Raw genomic sequence first — 10291 nt, 5'->3', positions numbered from 1 at the left:
CTGCGAGGCGAGCATCTCTACAGACGTCGGACCGGCGTATACTTTAACAGCATCAGCAGCTAGGTCCAACGAGACCGTGGCGGTGCCCACGTTCTGTATCCGGACAACGACCTCCCGGTCCTCACCTACCACGAGGCTAGCAGGAAGGTCTGATGTGACCCGAAGAGAAAACAGTTCGCCCTCCTCTGGTGTCGTTGTGTCCGGCTCTCGCGCAGGTTCCATGCCTCCTACCTGAGCGGTCTCTAGAGGGATGGCCGCTGGCGCGCATCCTGTGGCTGCCGCGGCGACGACCGCGGCAGCCAGAACGAGCCAGACAAGGTGGAACTTCAGTTGCACGTGCTGCACGTCTGGTAGTCACCAAGGTCGTACTGCACGGCATAGATCGGGTTGAAGTAGAACCCATTGCGCCCGCTATCGACGGCCCACACAAGTCCCGTTGCGCTGACGGAGGTCCGCCCATTCGGAAGAGTGCTGCCAAGGATGAACACTGGAGCCCCACTGTCACCTTCGTCGACGGCAGTCTGCCCGAACGTGGTGTTCGCCGCATACGTGCAGGTTATATATGTCCCCTGCGACCGACCAAGCGCACATGAACGTGAGCCAACCGTCGCCGTCGTCCATCCGGACCTGGCTCCCATCTTGCTCACGACTTGACCTGCTGCGGGGAAGCCCGTCTCACTCGTCACGACGAACTCGGGGTTCGACGAATTGACCGTAAACACGGGGCTGCCCGTAGAGTACCCCGTAGTCCGCGCGATAGCGCCGAGAGTGTTCGCCGAAGCTGACTGATTCTCGTATCGAATGAATGCGGCGTCGGAGTACCGGCATCGAGCGCCGCTGGGGCACTGGCTGTCTGTGGTCGAGGTGAGGTAGGGAGAGGGGTCGACCCGCTCCGTAGCGATGTAGCCGAGTCCGCTCGACGAATAGGTGGGCTGCCAGAACCGCGTGCCACTCACGCCGCCTACTCCCGAGGACTGTGTACAGTGGGAGGCTGTGAGGAATCCTCTCTCGCCGGTCGTACCGTCGACGACATTGAAACCGATGGTGCAGGTGTTGGTGAAGCCCGATCTCAAAGAGGTTTCGATCTTGACCCCCCCGATCCGACCGGAGCTAGCCGTCGTGCTGTTACCGGCGTACGAACTAAGGATGGAGGATGGGGCCGCCGCGAGTATGGGCTCGGCGATTTCCTCCACGACCACAGCCTCCAGCGGAACGCCGGCCCTGCCGAGGAAGGCCTGAGCGTCCGTCAAGGAGGTACCCGGATCGACTCCTAGAACGAGGCGGTTTTGGACCTCGTCGTTGTCAAGGAAAGTGACGAAGGGAGCAAGGCCGCCGTCGAGAATCATCTGACGCCAAGCCTGAAGTTCGACAAAGTCGTAGGTGCCCTCGGCCATGTGTGGCGTCGCCGCCTCCACGGCCGGCATCAAGTGGGCTGCGCCGACGAGTCGACCCATTTCCTTGAGCAACTGGCGCTTGGCTTTGTCGGGCTTGTTGTTCCCGTTGCCCGGACGGGGTTTCATCGTCACGACTAACGCCCGGCCGTCGTCCTCGAAATGGAATCCGCCGAGCCCTCGCATCCGCCCATTCAGGGCTACAAACATGCCATCTAGGTCCCTGACTTCGGTCTGCTTCGCTCCTGCCTGAGCGAGTAGGACGGCATCAGCCGTTGCTAGGCTGGCGTCGGGAGTGAATACGTCGTTCTGGGTCTCTACGTTGGAATCTGAGGTGTCGCAGCCGGAAGTCAGAAGGAGGCCGAAAGCCAAGACGGCGCAGGCGCGTGACGAACGGATCATGGGGGTGGTGGGAAGCAGGGGGTAGGCTTGAACGCTTCTTCAAAATCCAGTTCCAGCACTTCATCCGCCCCCTGCGATTTCGCTACTGAGTGGCGACCTCCTAGAAGTCTGATTATCGCAACTAGACCGGCGGGGTGCCCCTGCTGAGAGGCTGCAGAGGCGGGTTTGCCCGTGGCCGCGGGTTCAGCGATTGAGGCTGGCGGGGGCTCGCGCCTCAGTCCACGCAAAAACGGTCTGTCGAGGGCACCGTGATAACACCTGGCGCCGGCCACCTGGCCGGCGTCTCGAAAGAAGCGGTCCGGTTCGACTGTGGAGTTTTCCACACTGTCCACGCCTCTGTCTTTCACTAAGTGTCTTTGATCTACTTAAGGGGGACCTGTGGCGATCTGCCACAGCACCTATGGCGAATCGCCATAGGGCAACCCTCGCGCTCCACGGGCTTTTGTGGATAGCTCTAGGCACTCCGGCTCGGGCTAGCCTCAGTCGTCGGCAGGCAGGCCGCCCACGCGAACGGCGTACCGCTTGGTCATCCGGCCACCGTCGATTCCGTCCTCGGTCACGTCGAGGAAGCCGTGCTCAATGGCTCGCTTCAAGCCTCGGATGATCGAGGTGTTTGCCATACTCACGCCGCCGTCCATTCGGGAGCCGTCCTTGCGTTTGCGCCCGTGCTCGAACTCATCGAGGGTGATCCTCTGAGACGATTGGTGCCAGCCCCAGGTGTGTCGGATGCAGTAGAGCACGACCGCCAGCTCGCCCTGTGACGTGATCTCAGGAAGCCGTTCGATTAGGGCCGTCGGTGTCTTAAACCAGTTCTGGCGGGGCGGGTCGAAGCCCTGGAAATCGCCGGCCTCGGGACCGGGGATGGAACGGGCGTCGCCGCCCGATGTAGCTTTAGCCATCGGATAGTGCGCGCGCCTCGATCCTCCTTGCTTGCCGGCTGGAAGGGATCGGGGCGCGCTCCGTTTGTGGAGGGGCCGTCAAGCTACCCCGTTCCTCGCGTCCGTGGCGGAGGCCGGGCCGTCCGGCGCGCTCAGAGCCTCTAGGAGCGCGGCCAGCTTCCGGGGGCACTCCGAGCCGGGTTCAGAACTCGCGCGCAGCACAGGTCCAGCCAGGGGCCTCTGACGGGAAGGTGTACCGTTTATGCGTGGCCTCCGACGCGCCAGCCGAGCGCCAGCCCTCCCCTCGTGGCCCTTCCTCGCTGCAATCGCCGCCAGCGGGGCCGCGTGCCGCTCACACTCCTCGGGCAGCGCCGCCACGCTCAGGCGGGCCGCTTACGGTCCGCGTGCCCGTCTGGCCGGGCGGGCGCCCGGGGCGGGCTCACTCGCCGGTGTCGATCCGCTTGAACGGGTAGTGCGGCATCTGCTCGGGCTCCGGCGCGGGCAGCTTCAGCGCCCGAACCGCCTGCGTGACCTCCTCGAAGACGGCCCGCGCCTCGGCGCCCAGCTCGACCTGGCCGGCCTGGTTGGCGGCGCGGGCGATCTGGTTGAGGTTGGTCCCGATCCGGTTCAGCTCCCCCCGCGCGGCTAGGTCGATCCGGTTGGCGATGGGCTGGCCCAGCGTGCGACGTCGGACGTAGTCGCTCACCGAGAGGTGAGTCGAGGCCGCCCACTCCTTGACCCGGTCGCGCTCGGCGGGCGTGAGCAGGACGTGGAGTTGAGCGGAGCGCTTCTTGGCCGGGTCCTTTTTGGGCCGCCCGCCCCGGGCCTTCCGCTTGCGCACGCGGCGGGCCTCCTCGGACGTGTACGGCCGCCACGGGTCGTCGGTGGTCCACCCCTCGATGGAGTCGTTGCCCGGCCCGTCGGCGGGGTCGTAGCGGCGGGGCTCGGGGGGCGCGTCGCTGCTGGGGGCGCCCGCGCTGGCGGAGCTGTCGCCGGCGTCGTCGGGGCGGGCGGTCGGTTCGGTCATGGCAGCGCGCCGCCAGCGGCGCGGGGAGGGTTCGGGAGTCCAGCTTGAGCATCGGCCGGAGGCCGACTGCGAATGCTCATCAGGGGACGCGCCCAGCGGCGGAGCCGAGGGGGGCGGACGTTTTCCTGTAAAGGAAAACATTACTTGCCAAAATACAATCCGCGGTTTTGCTGTATGCAAAAATCCCGACGGCTCAGCCGGTGGGCCGGAGATGGTGTATATTTATTTTTGTATATCCGGTGTCCATGCCCGACCCTCCCAAGCCCGTCGATTGGATCGGCTCCTCGCTCGACGACGTGCGCGGCCTCCCGGCGGGCGCCTGTCGGGAGATCGGCTACCAGCTCGACCGCGTCCAGACCGGACAGCCGCCCGACGACTTCAAGCCGATGCCAACCGTCGGCGCCGGCGTCTTCGAGGTCCGGGTTCGAGACGCCGGCCGGGCGTTCCGGTCGTTCTACGTCGCCCGCTTCGAGGAGGCCGTCTACGTGCTCCACGTGTTCGAGAAGAAGAGCCAGAAGACGGCCCGGGCGGATCTCGACCTGGGCCGCACCCGCTACAAGAACCTCGTCCGCCAGCGGGCCGAGAACGGACTCTAACCCCACGCCCCCGTACCCATGAGCACGCCTCCCGGCCGTCTCCCTTCGACCCCCGAGCTCCCCATCGTCCACGGGTCGGGCAACGTGTTCCTCGACCTTGGGTTCGAGCCCGAGGAGGCGGCCAACCTTCAGCTTCGGTCCAGGCTTGCTATCGAGCTCGACCGCTATATCGAGGCCGAGGGGATCACTCAGACGGAGGCGGCCGAGCGGTTCGGAGTGAGCCAGCCGCGCGTCTCGGACCTAGTGCGGGGCAAGCTCGACCGCTTTACGATTGATGCGTTGGTGACAATGTTGGCCCGGGTTGGCCGTCAAGTTGAGGTGCATGTGATGCAGACCCCTGTCTCGCGCTCGGCAGCGTAACGACACTGTACTTCAGTCACGCGATGTTGCCCAGCAGTCTCACCTTACGATCACAGAGGTCGGATCAGCGCATAGATCAGCCTTTGTCGCCATTGCTCCTGTGCGAACCGCTACACAGGCACGCATAGAGTAAGTCCCCGAGGGGATTGTCACAGGCAGGGATAGAGGATCTAAAGCCCGTTCTTCCCCAGGCGAAAGGGCGAGCCCCATACCGATAGCGGGGACCACGGGCATTTGAGTCACGAAGATAGAACCCCATATGACCTCGCTGTCTGTAGGCGGAGGCATCTCTACAGACGTCGGACCGGCGTATACTTTAACAGCATCAGCAGCTAGGTCCAACGAGACCGTGGCGGTGCCCACGTTCTGTATCCGGACAACGACCTCCCGGTCCTCACCTACCACGAGGCTAGCAGGAAGGTCTGATGTGACCCGAAGAGAAAACAGTTCGCCCTCCTCTGGTGTCGTTGTGTCCGGCTCTCGCGCAGGTTCCATGCCTCCTACCTGAGCGGTCTCTAGAGGGATGGCCGCTGGCGCGCATCCTGTGGCTGCCGCGGCGACGACCGCGGCAGCCAGAACGAGCCAGACAAGGTGGAACTTCAGTTGCACGTGCTGCACGTCTGGTAGTCACCAAGGTCGTACTGCACGGCATAGATCGGGTTGAAGTAGAACCCATTGCGCCCGCTATCGACGGCCCACACAAGTCCCGTTGCGCTGACGGAGGTCCGCCCATTCGGAAGAGTGCTGCCAAGGATGAACACTGGAGCCCCACTGTCACCTTCGTCGACGGCAGTCTGCCCGAACGTGGTGTTCGCCGCATACGTGCAGGTTATATATGTCCCCTGCGACCGACCAAGCGCACATGAACGTGAGCCAACCGTCGCCGTCGTCCATCCGGACCTGGCTCCCATCTTGCTCACGACTTGACCTGCTGCGGGGAAGCCCGTCTCACTCGTCACGACGAACTCGGGGTTCGACGAATTGACCGTAAACACGGGGCTGCCCGTAGAGTACCCCGTAGTCCGCGCGATAGCGCCGAGAGTGTTCGCCGAAGCTGACTGATTCTCGTATCGAATGAATGCGGCGTCGGAGTACCGGCATCGAGCGCCGCTGGGGCACTGGCTGTCTGTGGTCGAGGTGAGGTAGGGAGAGGGGTCGACCCGCTCCGTAGCGATGTAGCCGAGTCCGCTCGACGAATAGGTGGGCTGCCAGAACCGCGTGCCACTCACGCCGCCTACTCCCGAGGACTGTGTACAGTGGGAGGCTGTGAGGAATCCTCTCTCGCCGGTCGTACCGTCGACGACATTGAAACCGATGGTGCAGGTGTTGGTGAAGCCCGATCTCAAAGAGGTTTCGATCTTGACCCCCCCGATCCGACCGGAGCTAGCCGTCGTGCTGTTACCGGCGTACGAACTAAGGATGGAGGATGGGGCCGCCGCGAGTATGGGCTCGGCGATTTCCTCCACGACCACAGCCTCCAGCGGAACGCCGGCCCTGCCGAGGAAGGCCTGAGCGTCCGTCAAGGAGGTACCCGGATCGACTCCTAGAACGAGGCGGTTTTGGACCTCGTCGTTGTCAAGGAAAGTGACGAAGGGAGCAAGGCCGCCGTCGAGAATCATCTGACGCCAAGCCTGAAGTTCGACAAAGTCGTAGGTGCCCTCGGCCATGTGTGGCGTCGCCGCCTCCACGGCCGGCATCAAGTGGGCTGCGCCGACGAGTCGACCCATTTCCTTGAGCAACTGGCGCTTGGCTTTGTCGGGCTTGTTGTTCCCGTTGCCCGGACGGGGTTTCATCGTCACGACTAACGCCCGGCCGTCGTCCTCGAAATGGAATCCGCCGAGCCCTCGCATCCGCCCATTCAGGGCTACAAACATGCCATCTAGGTCCCTGACTTCGGTCTGCTTCGCTCCTGCCTGAGCGAGTAGGACGGCATCAGCCGTTGCTAGGCTGGCGTCGGGAGTGAATACGTCGTTCTGGGTCTCTACGTTGGAATCTGAGGTGTCGCAGCCGGAAGTCAGAAGGAGGCCGAAAGCCAAGACGGCGCAGGCGCGTGACGAACGGATCATGGGGGTGGTGGGAAGCAGGGGGTAGGCTTGAACGCTTCTTCAAAATCCAGTTCCAGCACTTCATCCGCCCCCTGCGATTTCGCTACTGAGTGGCGACCTCCTAGAAGTCTGATTATCGCAACTAGACCGGCGGGGTGCCCCTGCTGAGAGGCTGCAGAGGCGGGTTTGCCCGTGGCCGCGGGTTCAGCGATTGAGGCTGGCGGGGGCTCGCGCCTCAGTCCACGCAAAAACGGTCTGTCGAGGGCACCGTGATAACACCTGGCGCCGGCCACCTGGCCGGCGTCTCGAAAGAAGCGGTCCGGTTCGACTGTGGAGTTTTCCACACTGTCCACGCCTCTGTCTTTCACTAAGTGTCTTTGATCTACTTAAGGGGGACCTGTGGCGATCTGCCACAGCACCTATGGCGAATCGCCATAGGGCAACCCTCGCGCTCCACGGGCTTTTGTGGATAGCTCTAGGCACTCCGGCTCGGGCTAGCCTCAGTCGTCGGCAGGCAGGCCGCCCACGCGAACGGCGTACCGCTTGGTCATCCGGCCACCGTCGATTCCGTCCTCGGTCACGTCGAGGAAGCCGTGCTCAATGGCTCGCTTCAAGCCTCGGATGATCGAGGTGTTTGCCATACTCACGCCGCCGTCCATTCGGGAGCCGTCCTTGCGTTTGCGCCCGTGCTCGAACTCATCGAGGGTGATCCTCTGAGACGATTGGTGCCAGCCCCAGGTGTGTCGGATGCAGTAGAGCACGACCGCCAGCTCGCCCTGTGACGTGATCTCAGGAAGCCGTTCGATTAGGGCCGTCGGTGTCTTAAACCAGTTCTGGCGGGGCGGGTCGAAGCCCTGGAAATCGCCGGCCTCGGGACCGGGGATGGAACGGGCGTCGCCGCCCGATGTAGCTTTAGCCATCGGATAGTGCGCGCGCCTCGATCCTCCTTGCTTGCCGGCTGGAAGGGATCGGGGCGCGCTCCGTTTGTGGAGGGGCCGTCAAGCTACCCCGTTCCTCGCGTCCGTGGCGGAGGCCGGGCCGTCCGGCGCGCTCAGAGCCTCTAGGAGCGCGGCCAGCTTCCGGGGGCACTCCGAGCCGGGTTCAGAACTCGCGCGCAGCACAGGTCCAGCCAGGGGCCTCTGACGGGAAGGTGTACCGTTTATGCGTGGCCTCCGACGCGCCAGCCGAGCGCCAGCCCTCCCCTCGTGGCCCTTCCTCGCTGCAATCGCCGCCAGCGGGGCCGCGTGCCGCTCACACTCCTCGGGCAGCGCCGCCACGCTCAGGCGGGCCGCTTACGGTCCGCGTGCCCGTCTGGCCGGGCGGGCGCCCGGGGCGGGCTCACTCGCCGGTGTCGATCCGCTTGAACGGGTAGTGCGGCATCTGCTCGGGCTCCGGCGCGGGCAGCTTCAGCGCCCGAACCGCCTGCGTGACCTCCTCGAAGACGGCCCGCGCCTCGGCGCCCAGCTCGACCTGGCCGGCCTGGTTGGCGGCGCGGGCGATCTGGTTGAGGTTGGTCCCGATCCGGTTCAGCTCCCCCCGCGCGGCTAGGTCGATCCGGTTGGCGATGGGCTGGCCCAGCGTGCGACGTCGGACGTAGTCGCTCACCGAGAGGTGAGTCGAGGCCGCCCACTCCTTGACCCGGTCGCGCTCGGCGGGCGTGAGCAGGACGTGGAGTTGAGCGGAGCGCTTCTTGGCCGGGTCCTTTTTGGGCCGCCCGCCCCGGGCCTTCCGCTTGCGCACGCGGCGGGCCTCCTCGGACGTGTACGGCCGCCACGGGTCGTCGGTGGTCCACCCCTCGATGGAGTCGTTGCCCGGCCCGTCGGCGGGGTCGTAGCGGCGGGGCTCGGGGGGCGCGTCGCTGCTGGGGGCGCCCGCGCTGGCGGAGCTGTCGCCGGCGTCGTCGGGGCGGGCGGTCGGTTCGGTCATGGCAGCGCGCCGCCAGCGGCGCGGGGAGGGTTCGGGAGTCCAGCTTGAGCATCGGCCGGAGGCCGACTGCGAATGCTCATCAGGGGACGCGCCCAGCGGCGGAGCCGAGGGGGGCGGACGTTTTCCTGTAAAGGAAAACATTACTTGCCAAAATACAATCCGCGGTTTTGCTGTATGCAAAAATCCCGACGGCTCAGCCGGTGGGCCGGAGATGGTGTATATTTATTTTTGTATATCCGGTGTCCATGCCCGACCCTCCCAAGCCCGTCGATTGGATCGGCTCCTCGCTCGACGACGTGCGCGGCCTCCCGGCGGGCGCCTGTCGGGAGATCGGCTACCAGCTCGACCGCGTCCAGACCGGACAGCCGCCCGACGACTTCAAGCCGATGCCAACCGTCGGCGCCGGCGTCTTCGAGGTCCGGGTTCGAGACGCCGGCCGGGCGTTCCGGTCGTTCTACGTCGCCCGCTTCGAGGAGGCCGTCTACGTGCTCCACGTGTTCGAGAAGAAGAGCCAGAAGACGGCCCGGGCGGATCTCGACCTGGGCCGCACCCGCTACAAGAACCTCGTCCGCCAGCGGGCCGAGAACGGACTCTAACCCCACGCCCCCGTACCCATGAGCACGCCTCCCGGCCGTCTCCCTTCGACCCCCGAGCTCCCCATCGTCCACGGGTCGGGCAACGTGTTCCTCGACCTTGGGTTCGAGCCCGAGGAGGCGGCCAACCTTCAGCTTCGGTCCAGGCTTGCTATCGAGCTCGACCGCTATATCGAGGCCGAGGGGATCACTCAGACGGAGGCGGCCGAGCGGTTCGGAAGTGAGCCAGCCGCGCGTCTCGGACCTAGTGCGGGGCAAGCTCGACCGCTTTACGATTGATGCGTTGGTGTACCAATGTTGGCCCGGGTTGGCGTCAAGTTGAGGTGCAATGTGATGCAGACACCACTGTCTCGCGCCTCGGCAGCGTAACGACACTGTACTTCAGTCACGCGGATGTTGCCAGCAGTCTCACCTTACGATCTCAGAGGTCGATCAGCGCATAGATCAAGCCTTTGTCGCATTTGCTCCTGTGCGAACCGCTACACAGGCACGCATAGAAGTAAGTCCCGAGGGGGATTGTCACAGGCAGGGGATAGAGGATCTAAAGCCCGTTCTTCCCCAGGCGAAAGGGCGAGCCCCCTTACCGATAGCGGGGACCACGGGCATTTGAGTCACGAAGATAGAACCCCCATAATGACCTCGCTGTCTGTAGGCGGAGGCATCTCTACAGACGTCGGACCGGCGTATACTATTAACAGCATCAGCAGCTAGGTCCAACGAGCCCGTGGCGGTGCCCACGTTCTGTAATCCGGACAACGACCTCCGGTCCTCACCTACCACCGAGGCTAGCAGGAAGGTCTGATGTGACCGAAGAGAAAACCAGTTCGCCCTCCTCTGGTGTCGTTGTGTCCGGCTCTCGCGCAGGTTCCATGCCTCCTACCTGAGCGGTCTCTAAGAGAGGGATGGCCGCTGGCGCGCATCTCTGTGGCTGCCGCGGCGACGACCGCGGCAGCCAGAACACGAGCCAGACAAGGTGGAACTTCAGTTGCACGTGCTGCACGTCTGGTAGTCACCAAGCGTACTGCACGGCATAGATCGGGTGAAGTAGAACCCATTGTATCGCCGTTGCGCCC

At 64.5% G+C, this 10291-nt stretch carries 10 protein-coding genes; 3 read left to right on the top strand and 7 right to left on the bottom strand.

The annotated features are described in order from the left end of the window. From RQM47_RS16695 to RQM47_RS16680, 4 genes are all read right to left on the bottom strand, one after another. Positions 1–336: hypothetical protein (locus RQM47_RS16695; protein ID WP_314009820.1), on the bottom strand; the 336-nt coding region annotated here is incomplete at its 3' end. Continuing rightward, a complete protein-coding gene (locus tag RQM47_RS16690) occupies positions 327–1793 on the bottom strand; it encodes a hypothetical protein (protein WP_314009816.1) in 1467 nt (488 codons plus the stop codon). The genes RQM47_RS16690 and RQM47_RS16695, both read right to left, overlap by 10 nt. A gap of 479 nt (positions 1794–2272) precedes the next feature. Then, positions 2273–2692, bottom strand: a complete 420-nt coding sequence (locus RQM47_RS16685) for a hypothetical protein (protein WP_314009814.1) — start codon at positions 2690–2692, stop codon at positions 2273–2275. Positions 2693–3110: 418 nt separating this feature from the next. Continuing rightward, positions 3111–3698, bottom strand: coding sequence for a plasmid mobilization protein (locus RQM47_RS16680; protein ID WP_314009812.1), 588 nt, complete (start codon positions 3696–3698; stop codon positions 3111–3113). Between the two features lie 245 nt (positions 3699–3943). Between RQM47_RS16680 and RQM47_RS16675 the strand changes: the two genes are divergently transcribed. Together RQM47_RS16675 and RQM47_RS16670 are read left to right on the top strand one after the other, a co-directional pair. Further along, positions 3944–4294, top strand: a complete 351-nt coding sequence (locus tag RQM47_RS16675; RefSeq protein WP_314009811.1) for a type II toxin-antitoxin system RelE/ParE family toxin — start codon at positions 3944–3946, stop codon at positions 4292–4294. 18 nt (positions 4295–4312) lie between these two features. Further along, the gene (locus RQM47_RS16670; RefSeq protein WP_314009818.1) at positions 4313–4654 is read left to right on the top strand and encodes a helix-turn-helix transcriptional regulator; all 342 of its coding nucleotides are present in this window, start codon (positions 4313–4315) and stop codon (positions 4652–4654) included. 599 nt (positions 4655–5253) lie between these two features. On the opposite strand, the gene RQM47_RS16665 is transcribed toward RQM47_RS16670, so the two are convergent. The 3 genes from RQM47_RS16665 to RQM47_RS16655 all read right to left on the bottom strand — a co-directional run bounded on the left by RQM47_RS16665 (position 5254) and on the right by RQM47_RS16655 (position 8625). Further along, positions 5254–6720, bottom strand: coding sequence for a hypothetical protein (locus RQM47_RS16665; RefSeq protein ID WP_314009816.1), 1467 nt, complete (start codon positions 6718–6720; stop codon positions 5254–5256). A 479-nt stretch (positions 6721–7199) separates the two neighbouring features. Continuing rightward, entirely contained in the window at positions 7200–7619 is a 420-nt protein-coding gene (locus RQM47_RS16660) for a hypothetical protein (RefSeq protein ID WP_314009814.1), read from the bottom strand. Between the two features lie 418 nt (positions 7620–8037). After that, on the bottom strand, positions 8038–8625 hold the full coding sequence (locus RQM47_RS16655) for a plasmid mobilization protein (RefSeq protein ID WP_314009812.1): 588 nt from the start codon (positions 8623–8625) through the stop codon (positions 8038–8040). Between the two features lie 245 nt (positions 8626–8870). Between RQM47_RS16655 and RQM47_RS16650 the strand changes: the two genes are divergently transcribed. Further along, positions 8871–9221 carry a type II toxin-antitoxin system RelE/ParE family toxin gene (locus RQM47_RS16650; protein ID WP_314009811.1) on the top strand — a complete coding sequence of 117 codons (351 nt, stop codon included), beginning with the start codon at positions 8871–8873 and terminating at the stop codon, positions 9219–9221. Positions 9222–10291: the final 1070 nt, after the last annotated feature.

Origin of the sequence: Rubrivirga sp. S365, assembly GCF_032248475.1 — a bacterium.
Taxonomy (GTDB): domain Bacteria; phylum Bacteroidota; class Rhodothermia; order Rhodothermales; family Rubricoccaceae; genus Rubrivirga; species Rubrivirga litoralis.
This window is presented reverse-complemented; position numbering and strand designations above follow the sequence as displayed.